The organism is Ruegeria sp. HKCCSP346, assembly GCF_017872595.1.
In the GTDB taxonomy this organism is placed as follows: domain Bacteria; phylum Pseudomonadota; class Alphaproteobacteria; order Rhodobacterales; family Rhodobacteraceae; genus Ruegeria.
Genome location: NZ_JAEDOT010000005.1, coordinates 74,748 through 98,397 on the forward strand (window position 1 = coordinate 74,748; position 23,650 = coordinate 98,397).

Sequence of the window (23,650 nt, forward strand, 5' to 3'; positions counted from 1 at the left end):
ACGACCCATGAGCATCACATCACATGCATGTGCATTCGTATTGCCAGATTGCCCAGCACCCAGACCGTTCCAAAAATCATGATCAACAGAACCATCGTGGAAAACAGAACCAGATGCAGGTCTTCGCGGCTGCTGCGCCGGCGATCGATGTGCAGGAAATAAACAAGTTGCAGAACAAGTTGGGCCAGACCCAGCAATCCAATTGTCAGGTAAACACCGGGGGTTTCGATCCCAAACAGATGGGCCACGCCGAAGGTCGCAAAAGTCAACAGCAGCGAACCACCGTATCCGATCACATAGCGCCGACGCTCGCGACGGTGCATTTCAGAGCGCTTATCCATAGGTCAGGCCTCCGAAATAAACGATGGTGATGATCCCGATCCAGATCAGGTCCAGAAAATGCCAGAACAGGGCTAACCGTACCACGCGCGATATAATGACGTCCGTCATCCCTTTCACACGCAACTGGATACCCAGAACGATCAGCCACAAGCACCCAGCGGCGACGTGCAAGCCATGCAGCGGAACAAGTCCGAAGAAAGCCGACAAGAAACCGCTGCGCTGCGGAATGCCACCTTGTTCCGCCATGGCCATGAAATCACGCACCTCTAGCACCAGGAAGCTGATGCCCAGAAAAAGCGTGACGCCAAACCACAAGACAATACGAGCGCGCGGCAGATTGTATTTCAGCGCCAGCATGGCAAGGCCAACCGTCAGACTGCTTGTCAACAGGATGAGCGTCTGCGCAAAGACGCTTTTGAGATCAAACAGCTCGTGCGGGCCGGGACCACCGGCCTGTGCATCGATCATCGTGATGTAAATCGCAAACATCAGGCCGAAATAGACCAGGTCGCTCATCAAAAAGATCCAGAACCCGAAGGTGACGACCTCGGTCGCCTTGTCAGCACTCGCGTGACGTTCCCCCAGGTTGATACCCGGATAGCTGTGGGTGGGCGCGCGCTTCATGTCACCGCCTCCAGATCGGGGCGGGCGAGGCCGCGATTTTCCGAAGACGTCTCGAAATCGCGATCCACCGCCTTTTCACCGTGAACCAATGCAAGCCAGGCTTCGTGATCCTTGCGCACTTCTTCCGCCGGTATGGTCAGCTCGGTACTGTCGTCGAACGTCCAGACGATCACCGCCAGGATCATCAGAACCGTCATCAATGCAGCCAACCACCAGATCCACCAGACCAGCGCGAACATCCAGATACCACTCATGACACACAGAACGAACCCAATGCCTGTATTGCGCGGCAAATCGATATCTTCATAGGCGTCGGGCGTTGGGTAGGCTGCCCCCTTTTCCTTTGCTGCCGCAAAATCATCCCGGTCCGTAACGGTTGGGATGATCGCAAAGTTGTACGGCGGCGGCGGCGACGGAACAGACCATTCCAACGTCCGTCCATCCCATGGATCTCCAACGGGAACACGGGTCTTTTCGCGGTCACGGATGCTGACCCAAAGTTGGATCAGAACCGAGAACAACGCGCAGGTAATCACCAGCGCCCCGACGATCGCCACCACCATGAAGGGATGGAAAGATGGGTCATCATAGCTGAAAGAACGGCGCGGCATCCCCATCAGCCCGACGAAGTAAAGCGGCATGAAGGTCAACAAAAATCCTATGGTCCAGAGGGCAACCGTGACGCGGCCCCAGAACTCGTTCAGGCGAAAGCCGAAAGCCTTGGGGAACCAGTAGTTATAGGCGGCCAAAAGTCCAAACAGCACACCCGGCAACAGTACGTTGTGGAAGTGGGCCACCAGGAACAGCGTATTGTGTACCTGATAATCCACGGTCGGATTGGCCAGGATCACCCCGCTCAGGCCACCAATCACGAACAACATCAAAAATGCCAAACCATACAGCATCGGCACCGAGAACCGGATGCGCCCCCGCCACAAAGTCGCCATCCAGTCATAGACTTTTACACCGGTGGGAATGGCGATCAGCATGGTTGCGATACCAAAAACGGCGTTGATCAGGGCGCTCTGCCCCATGGTGAAGAAGTGGTGCAGCCAGACGGTAAACGACAGAACCGCGATCGACATCGTGGCGATGACGAGCGAGTTGTAGCCGTAGAGCCTCTTGGCCGAAAAAGTCGCAAAAACTTCGGAGTAGATGCCGTAGGCAGGCAGAACCAGCAGGTAAACCTCGGGGTGGCCGAACAGCCAGAACAGATTGGCATAGTTCATCATGTTGCCGCCGAGGTCATTGGTGAAAAAGTGGAAGTCCAAATAGCGGTCCGCGGCCAGCAAAAGCGCCGCGACGCCCAGCGGCGGCATGGCAAAGACGATCAGGATCGAACTGCATATGATGGTCCAGCAATACATCGGCAGCCGCATGAAGGTCATGCCCGGCGCGCGCATCTTGTAGATCGTAACGGCAAAATTGATACCGGTAAGCGTCGTGCCGATACCCGATACAACGATCGCCCAGATCCAGTAGTCCGGCCCAACGCCCGGATTGAAGGCGGCCCCGGTATAAGGCGGGTAGGCCGTCCAGCCACCGGTCGAGAACCGCCCCACGACCAGCGAAACCATAAGCATCATACCGGAAGACACCGTCAGGCCCAGACTGATCTGGTTCAAGCGAGGGAACGCCACATCCCGCGCCCCGATCATCAGCGGAACGACATAGTTCGCGATACCAAAGACAAAAGGCACCGCGACAAAGAAAATCATGATCGTGCCATGGGTGCTGAACAGCTCGGCGAAATGTTCGGCTTCCAGGAACCCGTCGCCCGGGCCCGCGGCTTGCTGCGCGCGCATGACAACGCCTTCCAACACGCCGCGCGCCAGCATGACGATGGCAAAGACGACATACATGATCCCTATCTTCTTGTGATCAACACTGGTCAGCCAATCGCGCCAGAGGGGCGTCCACAACCGAAACCAGCTGAGCAGGCTGACCACGACGACAACGCCAACCAAGACGATTGCGGCCGCGGCGTTGGCAACGATCTCATTCGCGTTCGGGTTCTGGATCAACCCTGTGATCGGAAGCGCATCCCAGTCGAGGCGGCCGAGGAATCCTGAATAGGACGGCGTCATTGCTGCACCACCTGCCCGAAGGATGCCGTTCCCGGCTGTTGATCAACCGGCAGCGCTTTGCCGCTGTGATAGCGGTGCAGGATCGTTTGAAACAAATCTTGTTCCATCGTGAAGTACAGCGCGTCCTTTGGCATCTTGTCGGTGCCCAGCGCCGCCTGCACCTCATCCCTGTCTGTCCGCATCGCGAGCATCTGATACGTTTCCGGGTCCAGTCGGATACCATTTTCGCGCACTTTCTGGGCCCAGCTTTCAAATTCATCACTGTTCATGGCAACGGTACGAAATTTCTGTTTGGTAAAACCCCGCCCGTTGTACTGCGTGTTCTCGCCTTGCATGACCTCGGGGACGTCCGCGACCAGATGCAGTTGGGTGGTCATTCCCGGCATCGCGTAAATCTGGCCCGCCAGCGCAGGGATCATGAAGGATTGCATGACGGTATCGGTGGTCAGCGTCATAGCCACTTGCTTTTTGGTGGGAATGCCGAACTCGCCCACACTGGCAATACCAAGATCGGGATAGATGAACAGCCACTTCCAATCCAGCCCGACAACCTGCACGCGCAAGGCCGGATCTTCACCAAACGCCGACGCGTATGGATCAAGCCGATGGGTGGCCTTCCAAAGGTAGAACGACAGGAGCGCCACAATCACAACGGGCACACCCCACATGAGGAATTCCAGTTTCGCGGAAAAATCCCAATCCGGTCGGTAAGCTGCGTGACTGTTCCTTCTGCGGCGATAACGAAACGCGATCAACGGTACCAGTATCAGCACAGGGATAACAGCCACCATGATCAAAGCGGTCGCCCGCAGCAGATGCGTTTTCTGGATGGCGGCAATGGGTCCTTGCGGATCCATTAAACTGTCGCTGGCGGAAACCATGTGCGGCATCGACACAAACAGGATCACCGCCATCGCAAGCAAAGGGATTGGATTGGGCGTTTTTACATGTGCCATGACTGACTGCCCCTTCCTCAAACAAAATATCATTCGACTATCGACAAGTGCGTGAATTTTCTCAAGAGTTTTTCAAACCACCAATTGCCCAAGTCTATCCCGATTCAACTTCGGGTAAATGGGCCCAAGCCATTGCGGCATCTTCCCGTTGACTTGCAATCCCAACCGGGACAGACAAAATGACGATGCGTATTCTGGTATTCTCTTTCGGGTTCATCCTGCTCTTTCAGCCCTTGTTGGCACAGGATCGTGCGGCGATCGAACGCCAGTTTCAGTCGTGGTTGCAAGAAACCATTTGGCCTCGGGCAAAGGCCAAAGGTGTGACACGCGAGACGATGCAAGCAGCCCTTTCCGGCGTGACCCTTGACTGGAAATTGCCTGATCTGGTGCCTCCGGGAAGCGCGCGCAAAACGCCCAAGGTCCAGAAGCAGGCCGAGTTTGGCTCACCCGGTCGCTATTTCAATCCGGGGTCGGTACAAGGCGCAACATCGGCAGGACGGAAAATGGCACGGCGCCATGCCGCAACTCTGGCGGCGGTCGAAGCTGAAACCGGCGTTCCTGCCCGCATTATTCTGGCGATCTGGGGAAGAGAGAGCGGATACGGACAGGTTCCGATCCGACATGATGCTTTCCGGGTACTGTCGACCAAGGCTTTCATGAGCACCCGGGCAGACTATTTCACAGCCGAGCTTGTTGCCGCGCTGCAAATCGCAGAAGCAGGGCACCAGCCCGCCCGGCAAATGAAAAGCAGTTGGGCTGGCGCTTTGGGTCAGCCTCAGTTCATGCCGTCCAACTATTTGTCCTATGCTGCCGACGGCAACGGCGACGGAGCGGCTGATATTTGGGGGTCACCCGAAGATACGATTGCGTCAATCGGAAACTACCTCATGAAACACGGCTGGGTCACCGCACGGGACTGGGGGTTCGAGGTTGTCGTACCCCAAAATGTCTCTTGCGCTTTGGAAGGCCCCGATCAGGGGCGACCTATTCAGGACTGGGTTGAGATGGGGATACGTCGCGTCTCGGGCAAACCCTTTCCAGCCCATGAGCTGCGTGGTGACGGGTACTTGATGATGCCCGCAGGACGACATGGTCCGGCATTTCTGGTCACGCCAAACTTCTACGTTCTGAAGGAATACAACAAAAGCGACCTGTATGCCTTGTTTGTCGGCCATGTTGGCGACCGTATTCAATACGGAATCGGCGATTTCAATGGCGCTTGGGGAAAGGTCGGCGGGCTGTACAGATCTGATATCGCCAAGATGCAGCAGGCGTTGGAACAGAAAGGGCATGATGTCGGAGGGGTCGATGGGCTGCCGGGGTTCAAAACGCGTCGTTCGATAGGTCGATGGCAAGAGACCCTGGGCATCGAACAGACCTGCTTTCCGGATGCGCTGATGAAAACAAGCCTGGCCCCGTGAGGCAAACCAAGTTGTTCAGCCGACTCTGACACCCGGCCGGCTCATCGATCCAATGTGCAACAATCAGGCGCTTCCAGAACCTATCAACGGAACCTCGTAACAATTGTTGCCCATTCGAAAACAAACTCTAAAAGGGAAAATCAAAAACTCGGATGCGTTGAACAAGGCGGTCAGCCGCCCTTGTGGAAGTAAGAAACTCTGTCCGTCTGCACCCTTTGACGCGGTATGTCCTTCAGACCCCGTGCTTCCGAAAATGAGGGTTGTGGGCTGCTTTGGGCGGGTCGCGGTTTCCGGTTGGGAAAACCACGCAAAAATAACACGATACGCGGTGCGGCAACACAGTCGGGTCGGTTCGGGGAACCTCGTGATCTGCAAGATACGCCGCGAAGAACAAGCCTATGAATTTTTCGTGATCGACCAATGCGATATATCCCGCTCTTCACCGTGCAGTCAGCCAATGATCCAAGCTCATGGTACGCAAATTAAGTATGGATACCGCATCAGAGCGGACTTTTGACTCCTCCCTGGCAAGGTGGCACGATTTGACTGATAGCAGCCTGATCCATCAGGCATCATTGATTGACAGGGCATTGCGGCCTATGAGGACATTCCGGACATTTCCTGCTCTGCTGGCAAAACTTGATAATTGAGAGGCACCATGACACGCAAAGTTACCAAAGCGGTTTTTCCTGTAGCGGGCATGGGAACGCGTTTTTTGCCAGCGACAAAATCCGTTCCAAAAGAAATCATGACGCTGGTGGATCGTCCATTGGTGCAATACGCAATTGACGAAGCCCGTGCAGCCGGGATCAAGGAATTCATTTTTGTAACGTCACGCGGGAAATCCGCGCTGGAAGACTATTTCGACCACAACCTGGTGCTGGAGCAGGAGCTGAAAGCCAAAGGCAAAAACAAACTTCTGGACGTGCTGAACAAAACGAATATGGAAAGCGGCGCGATCGCTTATATCCGCCAGCACAAAGCTCTGGGGCTTGGACACGCGGTCTGGTGCGCCCGGCGGCTGATCGGCGATGAACCATTTGCCGTCATGCTGCCTGACGACGTCATCGCCGCCGACAAACCCTGTCTGCAACAGATGATCGAGGCCTACGAAGACACCGGTGGCAACATGGTCGCGGCGATGGAAGTTCCGAAGGAAAAGACCAGCTCTTACGGCGTGCTCGATGTTGGCGACAATATCGGGTCCGTCGTCCCCACCCGAGGCATGGTTGAAAAGCCTGACCCATCAGAAGCGCCATCCAATTTGGCAGTCATCGGCCGGTACGTGCTTCGGCCGTCCGTTTTGAACAACCTCAACGCAAAAAAAACCGGAAGCGGCGGCGAAATCCAGCTGACCGACGCCATCGCCCAGGACATTGCCGCCGGAGTGCCGGCCTACGGCTATAAATTCGATGGTCAGCGTTTTGATTGCGGTTCAAAATCAGGCTTTTTGCAAGCCACCGTTGCTTTTGCTCTTGCCCGCGAAGACCTGCGCGATGATCTGAGCCAATATCTGAATGACATTGTCGCCACGGGGAAAGCTGCTCAGTAGTCACAGATTGTTTTACTTGATCAAAAACATGGCAATACTGTCAGTCACCCGCAATTCGAAGGCACGTGCATGACCAATACAGTCTACCCCGTCATTCTTTGCGGTGGTTCGGGAACACGTTTGTGGCCCCTGTCGCGCAAAAGCTATCCCAAGCAATTCGTTCCTCTGGTCGGTGAAACAAGCCTGTTGCAGAATTGCGCGGAACGGATGCTCGGCCCTTCTCAGGCCCCGTATGCAAAGCCACTTGTTCTGACCAACGAGGCTTTTCGCTTTATTGTCCCGGAACAATTGATGGCCGTCGGAATTGACCCCGGCCCAATTCTGATCGAGCCCGAAGGTCGAAACACCGCCCCCGCTGTTCTTGCTGCAGCCTTGTATCTGACGGCGCGAGATCCGGATGGCATCATGCTGGTGGCGCCGTCTGATCACGTGGTTCCGGACATGGACGCCTTTCATCAAGCCGTCGCCGAAGGCGTACGGGCAATAAGTGAACGGCGCGATCTGGTAACTTTCGGCATCACTCCAACGCACCCGGAAACCGGATACGGCTATCTCAAACTCCGCCATCCGCCGGATACGTCCCAAGAAGCTGTCCCATTGGATCGTTTTGTGGAAAAACCTGACCGGAAAACGGCCGAGGCTATGCTGTCGGATGGCAGCTATCTTTGGAACTCGGGGATCTTCCTGTTTGCAGTTCGCGATATCCTTGCAGCTTTTGAACAGCACGCGAGCGAACTGATCCCGCCGGTTCAAAAGGCCGTAGCCGAGGCAAAAACGGATTTGGGATTTCTTCGACTGGACCCGGCGGCATGGGCAGGTGTGGAAGACATTTCGATAGACTATGCAGTGATGGAAAAGGCCCTGAACCTGAGCGTGGTGCCTTATTCCGCTGGCTGGTCCGATGTCGGAAGCTGGACCGCGGTCCAAGAGCTGTCGAACCCCGATGAAGACGGTGTGGCGACCAACGGAGAAGTAACAGCAATCGACTGCCGCAATGCACTGATACGGTCCGAGTCTCCGGCACAGGAAGTCGTGGCAATGGGTTTGGAAAACGTAATTGCCATTGCGATGCCCGATGCGGTTCTGGTCGCGAGCATGGACAAGGCCCAGGACGTGAAACAGGCCGTTGCAGCGCTGAAGGCCAAGGGGGCGAAGCAGGCAGAATCCCTGCCGGTGGATCATCGTCCGTGGGGCTGGTTCGAAAGCCTTGTGATCGGAGACAGGTTTCAGGTCAAACGCATCCATGTGCATCCCGGTGCGTCGCTCAGCCTGCAATCTCACCATCATCGTTCCGAGCATTGGATCGTGGTTGAAGGCACGGCCAAGGTCACTATCGATGATCAGGAGCGTTTGGTAACCGAAAACCAATCCGTCTATATCCCACTGGGAGCGACACACCGAATGGAAAACCCCGGGAAAGTTCCCATGGTTTTGATCGAAGTTCAGACTGGCACCTATCTGGGTGAAGACGACATCATCCGATACGACGACATCTACGCCCGAGATTGATTCCCGGGCATTGCTCTGCACGGGAACGCCTATCGGCGGGTTCTCCGCAGACATCAGAATCTTACCAAAATCTTCCCTGGGCGGTCGGCCCGGTCAGACAGGATTGACGCGCTTTGCGGCAGGGTAGCGCGCAACCGAAGCTTCGGACCGACGCCACAGGAGGACCCCCCGTGTCACAAACATCCCCCCGATTGAACCTGCCTTTGCTGCAACCGGCTCAAGCGCAAAAACACGTTACCCACAACGAAGCCCTGAGACAGCTCGATCTGGTCGTGCAACTCTCGGTACGGTCCACAGATTCCGGGACACCTCCTGTTGTCCCCGAGCAAGGCGAAGTTCATGCCCTTGGAGCCAACCCGACCGGGGACTGGACAGGACATGCCGGTGAACTTGCCGCCTGGCTGGACAACGCCTGGCATTTTGTGACCCCCGACATTGGCTGGCGCGCCTGGGATGAAGCGGCCGGAGATCTGAAATACTGGACAGGAACAGCCTGGGCCCCCCTTCCAGTCAGCACGCAGAACCTGGACGGAGTCGGGGTCGCGACCAATTCAGACAGTACGAACCGTTTATCCGTTCGCAGCCCGGCGACCTTGCTGAGCCACGAAGGCGGCGGGCATCAGCTGAAGATCAACAAAGCCAGCGCAGGTGATACCGCGTCGCTGTTGTTCCAATCGAACTGGACGGGTCACGCGGAAATGGGACTGTCTGGCACAACCGGATTTTCCATCAAAGTGTCTCCTGACGGCGGCAATTGGACTGAAGCGATGACCTTTGATCCCGTAGCCGGAACCGTGTCGGGGGCAGCTGTTCAGGCGGTGGCCAGCGACACGACTTCGGGCCGACTGATGCGCGCCGACTACGGATACGGCCCTGGAAACCTTCTTGGAACGGTGGCGGAAAACGCAGGTGTTCCGACCGGCGCTGTCATTGAGCGCGGCAGCAATGCCAACGGAGATTATGTGCGGTTTGCCGACGGCACTCAGATCTGTACGGCCACTCTTGCGCCCGTGGCCTGCACGACTGCTGAGGGTGCTCTTTTCAAAAACGGCCCAATAACCTGGGATTTTCCGGCTGACTTTTCGACGCCCCCGAACCTGAACGGTACCGGAGGCATTGCAACCCGTTTTACCGGGTTTGATACACCTTCGTCGTCCCAATCGACATTCATTGTCTTCTCCGCGGTCTCAGATGCGGCAGCCTTGGCGCCATCCGTCACGGCCATTGGTCGCTGGTTCTGACAGGCAGGGCCGCCTGGATACCGGATCAGGCGGCCAATCCGACAGCAGATCGGTTGCGACCCGTTCCGCGTTTACCCGCGCCACCAGATTTGCAGCCCTTCATCACACCGGCAAAAGCAGGATGGTTGGTGGAGCGCCCGCTCACGGAACGCAGCAAACAACTTGTAAGAAAAAGTTTGCACCGACCAAACATGCACGCCTCCCCGACTGACGTCTCGTACCAAGTCAAAGCCGAAGACAATATTCGTTTACAATCAATCAGAATCGGTAGGTCGCCCCGATCACCGGCCCGGACTGATGGAACTCGAAATCATTGCCGCCGATCTCATGGTCGAAGGCGATATAGCGATATCCGCCACGGATCACCCATCTGTCATTGATAGCATAATCTGCCGTCAACAGAACCTGCCACGTTTCGCTGTCACTGCGGAAGCCGCCATAATCAACGAACCCGGTTCCCGTCCATTTGTCGGAAAAAACGTAACGTATTCTTGCGCCAATGACCGGGTCTACCCAATCGTCGTCCACAACGGTCGTGCGCCCAGGTGCCGAACCGGACGTTAGTGTGAAATTGGTTTCGGTGCTGAACCATCTGAAACCACCGGCAATGTCCAGTTGAACGGAAGGATCTTCATAGACCCGATAGGCCACGTACCCACTTAGGAACTGGGTGGTGAATGATGTATCGAGAGTGGATCCAGACGGACCGGCACCACTGTTGCTGAAGGATAAATTTGTATAATTGTAGTCAGCCAGCAGGCTCCAACGCCCATTGGACGCCGCAAACGCGCCCATAAAGGCGAAATCCAGGTTGCTCAGAGCGTCAGAAAAACTCAACGTGCCGTCCAATGTTCCTGACGGGGTCTCGATAGACGTTTCCGTTTCAGGCATGAAAAGGTAAATCGTCGCTTCATGGGACCAATCGCTTTGCTGCGCGGAAGCGGTTGTGCCAAACGCCGCAACCAAGGCCAAACCCGCGCCTTTTATTGCCAGTTCTGTTTTCATCTCGTCCCTCCAATATTTCAGATGTAATTCAGCATTTTGGTGATCCAGAACAGGATTTCCGCCAACACACCGATTGCGCCCGCCTTGTCCGTAACCACCAGCGCAGTGCCGGAAGTCCCGAATGGAAAATCTTCGATATTGATCTGGTCCGGAACTTCGATTAGCACCGGATAGCTGGACACGCCAGCCAGATCGCGCAGTGAAGGAAGGCCCGTGCGCGAGTCAACAACGCCCTCTGCCGTTCCTACGGGCAACGATATGACGGTCCCAGGTATTTCACCGCCCGGCTGGATTCGCAGCGCAAGGCGGATCTGGTCGCCGACGGAAACGTTCATGCGACTTGATTGGGGCAAACTTGCGATCAGATGGCGGTCATCGGGGACAACAAAAGAGATCGCCCCCTGTGCGATAGATACACGATTTCCGGGACGCAGAGAAACGGCGGTGACAAAGCCGTCTTCCGGCGCGCGCACGACTGTTTGTTCCAGCTTCCAAAGCGCCTGCGCCAAAGCCTGCTCAGCCTCGACCACGCCGGCATCAATGCCGTCGATCTTGGCGGCAATCCGCCGCTCCAGACCGGCTTTGCGCGCCTCGGCCGCGCGCAGGCTTGCGGACAATTGATCGATGGCAGACACGGCTTCCTGCAACTGGAAGGTCGTCGATGCCCCCCGCTTCTCAAGATCGACAATGTCGTCACGGCGCTGGACGCCAAAGGTCAATTGCGCGGTGAGGGATTCAATGTCGGCTTCCGCCGCTGCCAGATCGGACTGTAACTGATCTGCCGCAGAACGCGCAGTTTCAAGACCGGCTGTCAGCCGGGCGACTTCGATCCGAAAGGGTGTATCGTCAATCCGGAACAGCGGATCCTCTTTCGCAACCCGCTCATTGGGGCGAACCGAAACGTCAACAACAGTACCTGACACATTGGGGGCAATGTTGGTGGCAACGCCTTGCACCGAAACAGGCCCTGTCGGTGTGGTGTGGTTGAGGGCACCGATTACAACCAGAGCAATGATTGCGGCACCCCCATAGACGACAGATTTCCAGAACCGGTTCCATGGAAGCAGCCCCAGCTTGGAAAACACCAACCAGATCACTCCGAAATAGAGACCTAAGACAATAAGCATATGTTTACTCCATTGCGCAGAGCTGCTGATACCAGCGGGGCGCAAGATTGGTTTCGGATGCGGCCAAGAAGTACGCCAACGCTTGCCCTAGTTGCGTGTCGATTTCGCGGCCGCGCATTTCTGTTGACGCGCGCGGCCTTGTTTCATTGTTGCGCCGAAGATCGTTTGACCATGAAAGCCTCGACTGCCTGTTGTGTTTCCGGCCGCAGGTTTTCAATTCCTTCATACGGCATTCCTGTGGCCGGGCCTGTATCGGGGAACAGCTCTTTTCTCGCCATGTGGCGTCCCAGTATGCGGACGAACTCCTGCCCGCCCCAAGCACCAACTTCGGTCGAAACCGGGTATTTTTCGTGGGTGTCGCGCATCACATCAAAGAAATCTGCAATGATCGCGTTTTGACCCGGCCCGGGAAGGTTGAGCTTCAGCTTGTCCTTGACGACCGCCTTTGGGGTACTCACCGAATAGATGATCACGTGATCACGCCGACCTTTGCTTTCATCTTGAAACAGGATCGAGGCAGATTGATCCACGCCATCAATCAACCGGTCTCGGGGAATATGCTGAACCGCGCCGCCGAAACGAGCCAGCGTCGTATAAAGATCAGACACATGAATAATGTTGTTGATCATGCTGTCTGGTTCAATCAGACCCGGCCACCTTATGAAAGCGTCCACGCGAACCCCGCCTTCGGTCGTATCGCCTTTGCCTCCGCGAAAGACCATTGGCGTAAAACCGGATGCCGGTGAATACTTGGTGAAATGGCCGTTGTCGCCCATCAACACGACAATCGTCTTATCTGTCACGCCAAGCTCGTCCATGCGCGTGAAGATTTCGCCCAAATACGTATCCAGCTCTTGCAGTTTGTCGGCGTACAGACCTCCATTGACGCTTTCCGGCCCGTCACGCCCGGCCCGCGTGTTGTCCAGCGGGATCATCGGCCAATACTGTAGGAAGAAAGGCTCAGTACCGCCGGCCAAGCGTTCCAGTTCACTCAGGGTTTTGTCCTGAAAAGCTTGGTTCATCTCATCATATTTGGCTGCGTTCCAACGCTCACCCGGCTCCATTCGGATCTCACGAACAGGTCCGCCGGCATTTCCTTCGATCACCGTGGCCATGGCCGATGCATCGGGGCGGAACCAGTCGTCGATCGTGTAATCGTCGACAAAATCTGCGATACCAACAGAAACCTGCTCGCGGATTGCATCGTCATTGAAAATCGTCAGCTGACCCTGTTGATGAACGGCGTGCTGCGCATAGTCGAACCCCTGGTTCATTGCCCAGCTCTCGGCAATGTCACCCATGTGCCACTTCCCGACATGCGAGGTTGCATATCCTTCGGCCTTCAGAACCTCGGCAAGCGTCACTTCCTCTCCGGGCAGACCGAAACCGGCGATGTCGACGGTCGTATCACCCATTCCGATCCGAACCGGCAGACGACCGGTCGTCTGGGCCACACGTGTCGGGGTGCAGGATGGCTCTGTATACATGCGCACCATGCGCATCGCTTCGTCAGAAAAATCGTTGATGTTTGGGGTACTGATGCCGCGTACCGCGTTCAATTCTGGGATACCCATATCCCCAAAACCGATGTCATCGACCAGAATACTGATGATGTTCGGGGGGTTGCCACCGTTCTCGTCTCGAAATGCCGCGAGAGCCTGATCAACGGCTGTATCGTCCTGTTCCCAGGCATCCTTGTTCTGGGCCTGAAGGATATAAAACTCGGAATCATGCGCAATGGGTGCATCCTGCGCGTAGGCAGGTGCGCTGATCGCCAGAGAACCCAGCAAAAACAACTTGAGATCCATTTCTTTAGGTTTCCTTTTTCCTTGGGTTTTCTTCTCGCTCCAGACCCTGTGCGATAAGATCGTGGGCGACACTGGAAAGTGTCTGACCGGTTAAATCCGCAAGACGCGTAAGCCTGTGACGCTGTGAGGGTGTAAGAAGGGTCACGATCCGTTCCGACCGCACTTCTGCTTTCGGAAGCGGAGGGCGACCACGTTTGGGCGCGGCAAGCGGATCGGGCAATTTCATTTGAACATATTCCTATGTTTCGACTAAGCTTTTCATGCAAACTACAGGGGAGATATTTTGCACCGCATCAAAAAATCGACAAAACTAGACTTGGCCCCGCCCGAAGCGCCCCGGTTTTTTGCGGCCACTTTCCGTGATCCGAACCAGATCGCCGCAATATCCAAATGGGATATGGATTTCCGTCAGATCGAAGACGGCGAAATGCAGGCTGATTTCAAGGTTAGATCCGGCCCGCTTATTTCCGTTATGAAGTTTGGTTTCTCGCGGCGTGTGCACCAGATCGGCGCGTCTCCGAAGGGGCACATCACATTTGGCATCCCTACCCATTCAAGACTGACGGACTGGAACGGTACCAGCATCGAAACGCCACCGTTTCTGTCCTTCGGCAGCGGCGATGAGTTCGACTGTATCAGCGACAGCGGGTTCGGCGGATATACGATGACCGTTGAAACTGAGAATGCGATGAAAATAGGCGAGAAGCTGGGGATCGCAGTTTCTGATACGGAATTCCGGGCATTTTTGTTACCTGCAACGCCACCTGATCGCTCGGCTGCGCTTTTGAACGACATTCAGACTTTGTTGGCGAACCCAAATTCGTCAGAACAGGGCGAAACCCATTTGATCGAAGAGATACTGCGGATCGCTTTGGGGGGCGGGGCGGGTCGCAGGGAACCGCGGATAAACCGAAAAGCCCTGGCACTTGCTGCGGCCATTGATCGGATGACGGCGACCCCGGACGAAAACGTCCCCATCAGCGAGATCTGCGGGGATATCAGTGTGTCATTGCGCACATTGGAACGCGCGTTCAACGAAAAATTCGGTATCGGCCCAAAGGCCTATTACACAAGGCTCCGCCTTAACAGGGTTCGCAGCCTGCTTGCAGAACAAGGCAAAGATCTGTCAATTTCTGACGCCGCAAACCGATATGGCTTTTGGCATATCGGGCAGTTCTCACAAGATTACAAAAAGTGTTTCGGCGAATTGCCATCGGCCACTGTCGATTGAAAACACTTGGCTTTGTGCTGTTTGTGACCATGGCCTTTCATGGAAGCAAAATCGAAACCGCGCAAAAGCTCAGCAGGTCAGGCTCGGGCCGGATTCCATTTCATGCACATGCGCCGTCATGATCCACAAAATCTTGCTCAACTCTCGCGACTTCGCCGCGGTTCAAAAACCGCTTATGCGTTCTATCAGCCAGTACATTGACACTGAGCCGATCCCATACGCGGTCAAGACCGTGGCATGTTTGCCAACCGGAAACGCGATCAGCCGCCAGGTCGCCATCAAAAGAGCCAAGGCAGCAATAAAACTCAGCTGCCCGGCTTCGACACCGAGGTTGAAGGCCAGCAATGCCGCGGGAATATCGTTAGGGGGCAACCCGATATCAGCCAAGGCCCCTGCAAAACCTAGGCCGTGCAAAAGCCCGAACCCGAAGCAAACGATCCAGGGTTTCTGTTTTGAAAGCCGGAACCGTCCTTCGCCACCTTTGACGATCTCCATCGCCAGAAAAACGATGGACAATGCGATAACGGCCTCGACTGGTGGTCCGGGAACATTCAAAACGCCCATCGTTGCCAGCGCCAAGGTTATTGAATGCGCAAGTGTGAACGCTGTTACGGCTCCGACAAGTTTCCATGGATCGCGGACCAGAACAAACAGCGCAAAGACAAACAAAAGGTGATCCCAACCTTCCAGTATGTGTTCAAATCCCAACTGGGAATATGCGGCAAACACTGACCATGTCGACTGTTCAGAAGGTATGATTTGAACATTGATATCCGGTGTAAAACGAAACGTAGTAGGTTGCGCATCCTGGGGATGCACACGCGCCAGCACGTCGTTTCTCTGAGTCTCAAGGCCCTCAATGGCAATGGGTTGGCCCGCGATACCCGCCTGGCATTCGACGACCCAGGACGAAACCCACCCTCGACCGTCGGAAATGGGATCCGGGCCACGCGCCGGAGTGCAGCCATCTGGCAAAACTGCGTCAATCGCCATCGGTTGGCCATTCACGTCGGGCTTTCGCCAATGAACGCTCCAGGTGTCAGAGGCAATCTGACGAATTTCCAGAAATCCCGGATCAAGCGCGTGCGCAGCAGCGAAATTTGCAGGCCACACAAACAGCAGCGCAAACAGGAAGCAGATCAAAGCTCTCATTTAGCCGGGCCTGAAAGATCGGGGGCCACAATCTCGTATTTTTCGGCCAGAGACTGATATTGCGCTTGCGCCAGATCTTCACTCATCGCGCGGCGCCAGTCCCGCAGCACCGTATTGTGAATTTCAGCAAGTGGCGGTGTTCGGCTGGGCTCGACCGCAACGACCTCGACAAGGTGGATACCGTAACCTGACCGGATCGGACCCGTCCACTGACCTTTTTCGACCTCTGTTATGCTATGCGAAAACCCTCCTCCAAAGACCGACTCGACAACCCGCGTCGCGGACAAAGGCATTGATGCCGGCAGCAAGGTCGAACCGCCCAGATCGGAGATGTCTTGCTTGGCGCGCAGGGTGGCCAGGGCTTTCTCGATTTCGGCCTCTCCGGGCTCCTCTCCAAGAAAGGCCTGATTAAAAGCCACCATGACAGGCGTTGCATAGCGTTCCGCGTTTTCCTGAAGAAAAACCTCCAGATCTTCGTCATTCGGAACGATGGAAGTGGCAATGGCTTCGGTCAGATAATCCATTTTTTGGCTCAGCCGGGTCCTTATCAAGGGATCTCCGCGATCCAGACCAAGTTGTCTTGCCTCCCGGACCAGAACCTCTTCACGAATGGATGCGTCGACCAAAGCCTTCAGTTCCGCATCGCTTGGAGGGCGTTTCCACTGCGCTTCGAAACGAGCGGACAAAAGCGCAACGTCATCCTGGTCGAGTGTTATTTTCTCAAGATATTCAACGTTCTCGCTTTCCGGCGCTACAATATGGAACCAAACAAAAATTGCCGCTCCTATCAAAAAAAAATGGAGCAGAGGTTCTTTCAGTACTCGCATCAAGCCTCCTGCGTGAAACGTGGCCAGATTGTTTGTTCAGATGTTGGCGTCATCGGGTCGGGTTTTTGCATGATGATGCCCTCCGCGTGTTACAGTAACGCGGAGGACGCACCGAGGTAAGGTCATTAACTCGGCTTGTGTTCCAATCGCAGAACGGATCACTCTGCCGGGGTGTACCAGATCGGGGACGAATAGGCGCGTTCCTGATGCGTAAGCACTGCATCCTCGGGCAATTCGATACCATATCTCAACTTGTCATACAGGATCCAACGCGGCGTTGGAATTTCGATGGCGCGGACGTAGTAAAATGCGCGCGCATTCGGATCGAAATCCGGGTCTGACCATACGGTGACAAGTTCGGCCGTTCCGATTGTGTTGGTCCAGCTGGCAGTATCCACGTCCACAGTGTTTCCAACCGCAGGGACTTTGCCGTTTTGATCGACCTCGCGGTTATCCGACCATGCGACGTCGTAGACCTTTTCCTGCAAGGCACCTTCAGAATCGAGCCATCCCTTTATCACTTGAACACGGTCAAGATTGGCACCAACCGGGTCGCGCAGAGCGGCGATCAGGAAGCTTGGCGCAGCCTCACCCTCGCGCGGGCGCAGGTCCGAACCCATTGGCACCCCTTTGGTATAGCCAACATTGGCCAGAAAACGGGTTTCAACATCAGCTTCACTGAAATCCCATCCGCCAAAGAACCGCAGGCCGATCCTTGGCCCGGTCGTTGCATAGGTTTCGCGGCGCTTGAACGCGTCAAAGATCGCCGCGCGTGTATTCTCAGTAGCCCAGACAGCCGTGTATCCGGAGGCGACAAGCAGGTCGCCGGGAATTTCACCAAGGTCATTGGCTATGAACGGATGCTTGATACGCGAGGCTGAGGGCTCGACGCTGACGGATTTTCCAAAGAAGTTGTCTTCTTCGGCCGTGGCCAGAGAGGTATGGCTGTCCGTCGCACCCCCCATGCCGAATTTATAGGGGTTCACGCCAAACTTTTCTTCCAGCATCAATCCGCGTTTCAATGCCTCTCGGGCGTATTCTCCGGCCAGCATGTCATCGGTTTTCAACTCGGTTATGTCCAGATTGCCGACGTCCCAGTTCTCGTAATCGGCAAATTCATCATCCGGGCTCAGGAAAGGATGCGCTTCACCGTCACCCTTGATCTGGGTGACTTCGTAATGGGGCTCCCATTTTGCGCGGGCCGCGACATATTCCTCGTCAACCTTGCCGCCGTGATAGGTGTCTTCGGTTGGGAACATCCACCCATTCGACAGGTTCCCGTTATGGGCAAAGGCAACTGCACGCCCCCCCGTTTTTTCCTGATACTCTTCAAGCCAGGCATAAAGCGCCTTTGGATCCGTATCACCGTAAGGCGGCTGCGTGACCGGCGGCACCATTTGAAGCGCCCTGATTGGCCCATCGCGCAGCATGACATTACGGTGCAAGTTGAACCCTTTCGGTACCGAGGTCCATTCAAAGCCGATGAAAGCGGTAAAAGTGCCGGGGTCATTGTGCCGCTCTGCCGCCAGAACGATGCTTTCCCAGGTAAAGGCAAATGCATCGGCACCGGGGCTGTACGATTCCAACAGGATTTCCGGCAGTGTCATTTGCGAAAAATTGGTGATGATGTCGAAAGCCGCTTTACCGGCTTCTTCCCCGCCGGCCTTGTACCCCTTGTACCACTCCAGTCCTTTGGGATCAGAAAGAACGCCCGGCTTACCAGCCTGCAAATCCGGCGCGAACCCCATCAGGTCCGTGTGATCCGTGAGAACCATCCAATCCAATGGTCGTGACAGTCTTACAGGCTGGCCCGTTGAAGAAATGACTTGCTCACCCTTGGCGAAACGCCACGCCTCATCCGGCAGCAAGGTGTTCCCGAAAGCACCCGCATCCAGCGAAAGCCCGGTGTGAAGGTGAGTGTCCCCCCATAATGGACGTTCAGGAAATGTGCGTTGGGCGTAAGGGGAATACGGCTGATCAGAAAACAATCCCTCGGCAGCATCTTCGCTGGGTACGGCGTCGGCACCAACAACAGCGGGGACCAATATGAGTGAGATTATGCAAGCAGACTTCCGAAACAAAGTGACCTCCCAGTTCAGGAATACTTAGCTATGAGGGCGAATTTCATCGCGCCATTATTATATTCCCATTTTCTTATATCACATTCTATCGGCCAAAGGGTATTTTAATCTCAGAGCTGCAAACCCGCGCAATCAGGGAATTCGGCGAAAGCCCTTAGGGTGATCGCTAATCGTGTTCACCTGACAAGACCCGTCGGATCATCTTATCTGATAGTAAAATGAAAGCTTCCGGCTGACGCCCCCCGGCGGGCGCGGGAAAGGTGCGGCGGTTCGAACCTGTTCTTTGGCTGCGCGCTCTATTTCCGGCGAGCCAGAGCTTTCGACGACATCAACCCAGGCCAATGAACCATCCGGGTCAATCTGAAAAAACACCCGCGCATAACCTCGACCGGCAACGTAAACGATTGGCGCCCTGTTCAGATGAACAAGAACCTGACCTGCATAGTTCGTGGTGTCTGAATTTCCCGGCCCCCGCCCGCCTGAACGTGTGCCGCCCCGGTTTTGTCGGAAGGCGTCGACACCCTCTCTTTGATACGTAGCCAGCGGTGATTCAATCGTCTGCTCCGGAAATCTCAGAGCGTCAAAGTTGCTTGACGGATCCAACGCACCCCGCAGGGTGGGTTGCGGGCGTCGGTCTGGAAGGCGAGGCCGCAATGACGTGGCTACGGCCTGTTCGGATCCGTCCACGCTGGCATCGGGTACGGTCAATTCGGCGTCTTCATCCAGAGGTTCTGACGCTTCTTCCGGTATCACAGGTTCAAGTGGGGACGTGTTTTCCGGAACAACCGGAGCCACCTCGACCGGTAACGCGGCGATCTGTTGTTGTTCCTTGGACACCGGTTCTTCGGCAGAAGAAGGCTCAACCGGAGCAACCGCCTCTTCCTTAGGCACCTCGGGTGTTTCGGCCAACGCTTCAGGCCTTGCCGACGCAGCGCCTTCCGCTTCAGCGGCTTCGCCTTCATCCTTTAGGTTCTGGTCTATAGGGTCCACGACAATCTCATCCGGCGCCCTCGGCTGGATAATCGTTGAATTCCCGGTATCGGGCGTGAACGTCTCTTGCGGATTCGGCGAGGCCACGCGGGCATCACTTGTCGGAACTTCTGCCTCCTGCGGCTGGGTTGGCGGTTCCACCGGAGGGGTTGGCGGTTCATCCGGCGCGGGCGGTACGGGTTCGATCCTGGTATCGGCCAACTCTTCGAACGCGTTGCTGAGTTCGATTGTGTCGGTACCGGGTTCCCCGGAAGCCGGATCTGACAACTCTGGCACCGTGACAATCAAGCCGATCAGATGCACCAGTACGGAAATCGAAATTGCAATGATTGCAACAGAAATGGACCGCCTGATCATTCTAGGGCCTGTTCGGTCACCAGAAAAACGGTTGGCGCACCCAACCGGCGCAAACTGCTGGTGATCTCCATCAATCGAGAGGCCGACGCATTCCTGTCCGGAACGATCCGCACAGGCCCCGAGTCATGCGCGGCCATGAAAGCTTCCGCCTCGATCGGATTGCCGCGAAAGCTCAATGTCCCGTCCCGATGAAGAACAAGCGCATCCGGCGGCTCGCGGCCGTCAAGGTCCGCTGTATTCACCAGATCCAGATCGGGATCCAATGGCGGTGCAATCGTACCCGTAATCAGAAAAAAGATCAGGATCAGAAAGACGACGTTGATCAGCGGAATGGTGGAATCACGATTTCGACCGGGTCGGATGTAACGGATCATTGCCTCACTCCAACACCCTGACCGTCAAACCTTCGCGCCCACGCAATGGGACAAGCAGGTCCACAAGACGTTGCGCAGTTGTCTCCGGATCAAGGCTCACCAACACCTGACCGGCTTGGACCTGATCGAACAATTCCTCAAGCGACAGGGGTTGACCGTTCAGGACAACACGTGTGGGGCCAAGTTGCACGAAAAGGCGTTCGGGCGGCGTTGCGTCGGCATTCCCGCCTGTGGCGGCGCTGCTCAACTCGATCTCGCTGAACCGCGAAAACGTTGAGGACAGCATGAAAAACAGCAACAGCAGAAAGATCACGTCGATAAGGGGTGTCATCGACATGCGCCGCCGCACAAAAGGCGCAGTGTTACGCATGTTCTGGGGCGACCGGGGCCTGTGCCGCTGCCTCTGTACTTTGGATGGAATGACCGGGAACCAGAACCGTACGCAAAGCCTTGTCCGCAAAAACACGCTCGCGTGCGGTTCGGCTTTCAAGCCAGGATAAAACCATCGACGTTGGCATCGCAACGGCCAGACCAACGGCCGTGGTGATCAGGGCCACCCAGATCCCGCCGGCCAAAAGAGACGGATCAACCGATGATCCAGCGGTTTGCAAGCTTTGGAAAGCACTGATCATACCCAGAACCGTACCAAAAAGACCCAGCAAAGGCGCCAGCTGCGCCACGGTGTCCAGCAAACGAAAACCACGTTCCAGCCCGGCAAGCGCCAAACCCGCTTCGGCATCCAGCCGGTCATCGGCCCCCGGAACACCAGATGCGTTCATCGCCGCGCCCACAATAGGGGCAAGATAGCTGCTGCTGTCCGCCAGCCTTGCGCGCGCGGCACTGTGATCTCCTGCGTCCCAGGCTGCCAGAGCTTCAGACAGCACCTTGTGCCGCCCGACACCGCAGGCTGCAAATTGCCAGAGTTTGTAGAGGGTGACGGCCAGCGTCAAAACCGACATGGCGATCAATATCGCCACCACCGGCCCGCCGAGGTCAAATATCTCACGTAGTGCGGCTACAGGACTCATCCCAACAACTCCATTTCCACCCTGCTGCTGAGCGTGAGGGTGCTGTCGCATATGTCACTTTCGGAACCATCCACGACGCAGGAGTTCGCGCCGTTGATCAAGGCTTGTCCAACTGTGTCACATGTTCTGTTGGGAAGGTCGAACTGGCGCACCCGGGGCCGGTCGGCGGGCAAGTCACGAAAGTCGAAAAGTGAAAGGTTCAAAACACCACCTTCGGTGTCGAAAATGACGGTTTCGAACACGGCACCGTCGATTGGCTGCCCGGTTTCATTCTTGACCAGAAACGTCAACCTGCACGCGTTGGCGACATTCTCGGCCGAGTTCAGCTCCACAAAGAGCCGTGCAGCAGAATCGGATTGTGCAGGCGCTGTGGACAGCAAACAGCCAGAAAACATGGCCGCGACCATAATGCGACGAAACAGCATGAACAGACTCCGTGTTGCAGCGCTGGAACAATCGGGCAGCGACCGTCAGCTTTCCCATCTGCGTTTCTACCCGAGGGACATGTCACATTAAAGAGCCGCGAAGGGTGGCAAAGTAAAAGGGTCGTCAGCGCGTGTTGATATACGTACGGTCACGGCAAGACATACGCTGCGCAATCAGAATTTCAACTGCACACAATGCTGCTCAGCGCATCTGGACACCCAGCAAGTTGATGTCGGATCTAATTTGAAAAGTCGCACTTTTTCCAAACAGGTGCTTAAGCCGCAACAAAAGGTTCGAAACTGCGCCCGATTAAGGCTGCACAGAAGCGCCCCCAAAGCGGATTTGGAACGTCGTTTTCACTTAATTCTTGCTAAAAGCGCGAAAAATAATGCATATTTGTCTACATTTTTAATGCATATGAATAATAACATGCTTTTCGAGAGGCAAGCGTCGAGCACAGCGCGGTTTCCGTGCTTTAAAGCCCATTGGGGGAAGGGGTTCGAGTTTGTCGTTGTTAAAGATTGTAATGGTTCTTTGCGTTGTCGTGGCCATACCGTCGCAGACCATCGCCAACATCGGAAAAATTATTAGCGTCAAACAAGGCGCCCAAGTCGTTCGCGCGGGAAAAGCACAACCCATTTATTCAGGAATGGAGGTTGCGTCCGGCGACGCGCTCAGCACTGATCAGACTGGCGTAATCCAGATCGTTTTTGTGGATGACACCAAGATTGCCATCGGCCCCAACGCACGCATGGTGCTGGATGTGTCCATGCTGCGAAGTAACCGCAAAGCCAAGAGCTTTGCCGTTCAGGCCTTGGGTGGCAGTTTTCGGTTTATTTCCGGAAAAAGCCGAAAGAAAGCATACTCGATCAGGACTCCGTCGGCGACAATGGCCGTGCGCGGCACCACCTTCGACATGTGGATCGTGTCGGAAAAGCAAAGCGCGATGCTTGTCCTGCAAGGTACGGTCCGCATGTGCGGCAGTCAGGGCGCGTGCAGGTCTTCGGGGCGTCAATGCAGCATGTTCGCAACAAGCGGAGACGGAGGAGTTGGACGGCCTGCCGATCAGGCGCAATACGAACAAGCGCTGAAAAGCGGGTTTCCATTCGTTCAGTCTCAGGAAGGACTGCTGCCCCCTTTGCAGGTACGCGTTGAAGGGTGCTCAGGTGATGGAGCGCCCATACGGCGCATCGAGACAGACCGGTCGGAAGCCCGTAGAGACCCTCCTCAGCAACGTAAAGCGCAGAATACGGTCACTGGACCTTCGCCTTCCGCGAACAATGAACCGGCAAGAGAAGAACCGGACCCTGCCGAACCCGAACGCGAAGAACCTGAGCAGGAAGAGCCCGACAGAGAAGAACCGGAGCAGGAAGAACCTGAACATGAGGAACCCGAACGGGACGAACCGGAACCTGAGGAGCCCGAACGGGACGAACCAGAGCGGGAAGAAACTGATCCGTAATTGCTCGGGAATTGCTGTTTAACACGCAGTTCCAGTTCCATTTGTCTGGA

At 55.8% G+C, this 23,650-nt stretch carries 22 protein-coding genes; 6 read left to right on the forward strand and 16 right to left on the reverse strand.

All coding sequences use genetic code 11. The features are described 5' to 3' along the window. Positions 1-14: 14 nt before the first annotated feature. From I9185_RS14780 to I9185_RS14795, 4 genes are read right to left on the reverse strand one after another with little or no spacing between them, the layout of a single operon-like run. The gene (locus I9185_RS14780) at positions 15-341 is read right to left on the reverse strand and encodes a cytochrome C oxidase subunit IV family protein (protein WP_224856200.1); all 327 of its coding nucleotides are present in this window, start codon (positions 339-341) and stop codon (positions 15-17) included. Beyond that, complete coding sequence (locus I9185_RS14785) at positions 334-966, reverse strand: cytochrome c oxidase subunit 3 (RefSeq protein WP_209835061.1); 633 nt, start codon at positions 964-966, stop codon at positions 334-336. The genes I9185_RS14780 and I9185_RS14785 overlap by 8 nt, the downstream gene beginning before the upstream one ends. Beyond that, positions 963-3,053, reverse strand: a complete 2,091-nt coding sequence (locus I9185_RS14790; RefSeq protein ID WP_171724563.1) for a cbb3-type cytochrome c oxidase subunit I — start codon at positions 3,051-3,053, stop codon at positions 963-965. The genes I9185_RS14785 and I9185_RS14790 overlap by 4 nt, the downstream gene beginning before the upstream one ends. Then, a complete protein-coding gene (locus I9185_RS14795; protein WP_245223584.1) occupies positions 3,050-4,009 on the reverse strand; it encodes a cytochrome ubiquinol oxidase subunit II in 960 nt (319 codons plus the stop codon). Before I9185_RS14795 ends, I9185_RS14790 begins: the two co-directional genes overlap by 4 nt. Positions 4,010-4,194: 185 nt before the next feature. On the opposite strand from I9185_RS14795, the gene I9185_RS14800 reads away from it, so the two are divergent. The 4 genes from I9185_RS14800 (at position 4,195) to I9185_RS14815 (ending at position 9,732) form a co-directional block, all read left to right on the forward strand. Next, positions 4,195-5,430 carry a lytic murein transglycosylase gene (locus I9185_RS14800; RefSeq protein WP_245223594.1) on the forward strand — a complete coding sequence of 412 codons (1,236 nt, stop codon included), beginning with the start codon at positions 4,195-4,197 and terminating at the stop codon, positions 5,428-5,430. 658 nt (positions 5,431-6,088) lie between these two features. After that, entirely contained in the window at positions 6,089-6,982 is an 894-nt protein-coding gene (galU, locus tag I9185_RS14805; RefSeq protein ID WP_171229432.1) for a UTP--glucose-1-phosphate uridylyltransferase GalU, read from the forward strand. A 69-nt stretch (positions 6,983-7,051) separates the two neighbouring features. Next, complete coding sequence (locus I9185_RS14810) at positions 7,052-8,491, forward strand: mannose-1-phosphate guanylyltransferase/mannose-6-phosphate isomerase (protein WP_171636384.1); 1,440 nt, start codon at positions 7,052-7,054, stop codon at positions 8,489-8,491. 170 nt (positions 8,492-8,661) lie between these two features. Further along, a complete protein-coding gene (locus I9185_RS14815) occupies positions 8,662-9,732 on the forward strand; it encodes a DUF2793 domain-containing protein (protein WP_210093431.1) in 1,071 nt (356 codons plus the stop codon). Between the two features lie 258 nt (positions 9,733-9,990). On the opposite strand, the gene I9185_RS14820 is transcribed toward I9185_RS14815, so the two are convergent. The 4 genes from I9185_RS14820 to I9185_RS14835 form a co-directional block, all read right to left on the reverse strand. Then, complete coding sequence (locus I9185_RS14820; RefSeq protein ID WP_245223585.1) at positions 9,991-10,737, reverse strand: porin family protein; 747 nt, start codon at positions 10,735-10,737, stop codon at positions 9,991-9,993. Positions 10,738-10,754: 17 nt separating this feature from the next. Continuing rightward, positions 10,755-11,864: a biotin/lipoyl-binding protein gene (locus I9185_RS14825; protein ID WP_210093432.1), complete on the reverse strand. Its 1,110-nt coding sequence runs from the start codon at positions 11,862-11,864 to the stop codon at positions 10,755-10,757. A gap of 143 nt (positions 11,865-12,007) precedes the next feature. Continuing rightward, entirely contained in the window at positions 12,008-13,672 is a 1,665-nt protein-coding gene (locus I9185_RS14830) for a sulfatase-like hydrolase/transferase (protein ID WP_171636390.1), read from the reverse strand. Positions 13,673-13,676: 4 nt separating this feature from the next. Next, positions 13,677-13,898: a hypothetical protein gene (locus I9185_RS14835; RefSeq protein ID WP_152460509.1), complete on the reverse strand. Its 222-nt coding sequence runs from the start codon at positions 13,896-13,898 to the stop codon at positions 13,677-13,679. Positions 13,899-13,955: 57 nt separating this feature from the next. Between I9185_RS14835 and I9185_RS14840 the strand changes: the two genes are divergently transcribed. Beyond that, positions 13,956-14,903, forward strand: a complete 948-nt coding sequence (locus tag I9185_RS14840; RefSeq protein ID WP_171636392.1) for a helix-turn-helix domain-containing protein — start codon at positions 13,956-13,958, stop codon at positions 14,901-14,903. A 162-nt stretch (positions 14,904-15,065) separates the two neighbouring features. Here the strand turns inward: I9185_RS14840 and I9185_RS14845 are convergent, their stop codons facing one another. The 8 genes from I9185_RS14845 to I9185_RS14880 form a co-directional block, all read right to left on the reverse strand. Next, positions 15,066-16,055: a HupE/UreJ family protein gene (locus tag I9185_RS14845; RefSeq protein ID WP_171636394.1), complete on the reverse strand. Its 990-nt coding sequence runs from the start codon at positions 16,053-16,055 to the stop codon at positions 15,066-15,068. Continuing rightward, positions 16,052-16,882, reverse strand: coding sequence for a peptidylprolyl isomerase (locus I9185_RS14850; protein WP_171636396.1), 831 nt, complete (start codon positions 16,880-16,882; stop codon positions 16,052-16,054). Before I9185_RS14850 ends, I9185_RS14845 begins: the two co-directional genes overlap by 4 nt. Positions 16,883-17,040: 158 nt before the next feature. Beyond that, positions 17,041-18,963: a DUF3604 domain-containing protein gene (locus I9185_RS14855; RefSeq protein WP_209835068.1), complete on the reverse strand. Its 1,923-nt coding sequence runs from the start codon at positions 18,961-18,963 to the stop codon at positions 17,041-17,043. Positions 18,964-19,161: 198 nt separating this feature from the next. Further along, positions 19,162-20,310 carry an energy transducer TonB gene (locus tag I9185_RS14860; protein WP_210093433.1) on the reverse strand — a complete coding sequence of 383 codons (1,149 nt, stop codon included), beginning with the start codon at positions 20,308-20,310 and terminating at the stop codon, positions 19,162-19,164. Next, positions 20,307-20,684 carry a biopolymer transporter ExbD gene (locus I9185_RS14865; RefSeq protein ID WP_152460515.1) on the reverse strand — a complete coding sequence of 126 codons (378 nt, stop codon included), beginning with the start codon at positions 20,682-20,684 and terminating at the stop codon, positions 20,307-20,309. The genes I9185_RS14860 and I9185_RS14865 overlap by 4 nt, the downstream gene beginning before the upstream one ends. A gap of 4 nt (positions 20,685-20,688) precedes the next feature. Beyond that, positions 20,689-21,015 carry a biopolymer transporter ExbD gene (locus I9185_RS14870; RefSeq protein ID WP_171636402.1) on the reverse strand — a complete coding sequence of 109 codons (327 nt, stop codon included), beginning with the start codon at positions 21,013-21,015 and terminating at the stop codon, positions 20,689-20,691. Between the two features lie 31 nt (positions 21,016-21,046). After that, positions 21,047-21,712 (reverse strand): MotA/TolQ/ExbB proton channel family protein, encoded by a 666-nt coding sequence (locus I9185_RS14875; RefSeq protein WP_171636404.1) that lies wholly within the window; start codon positions 21,710-21,712, stop codon positions 21,047-21,049. Continuing rightward, positions 21,709-22,137 (reverse strand): hypothetical protein, encoded by a 429-nt coding sequence (locus tag I9185_RS14880; RefSeq protein ID WP_171636406.1) that lies wholly within the window; start codon positions 22,135-22,137, stop codon positions 21,709-21,711. Before I9185_RS14880 ends, I9185_RS14875 begins: the two co-directional genes overlap by 4 nt. A gap of 512 nt (positions 22,138-22,649) precedes the next feature. Here I9185_RS14880 and I9185_RS14885 point away from each other — a divergent pair. Beyond that, entirely contained in the window at positions 22,650-23,600 is a 951-nt protein-coding gene (locus I9185_RS14885; RefSeq protein WP_245223586.1) for a FecR domain-containing protein, read from the forward strand. Positions 23,601-23,650 lie beyond the last annotated feature (50 nt).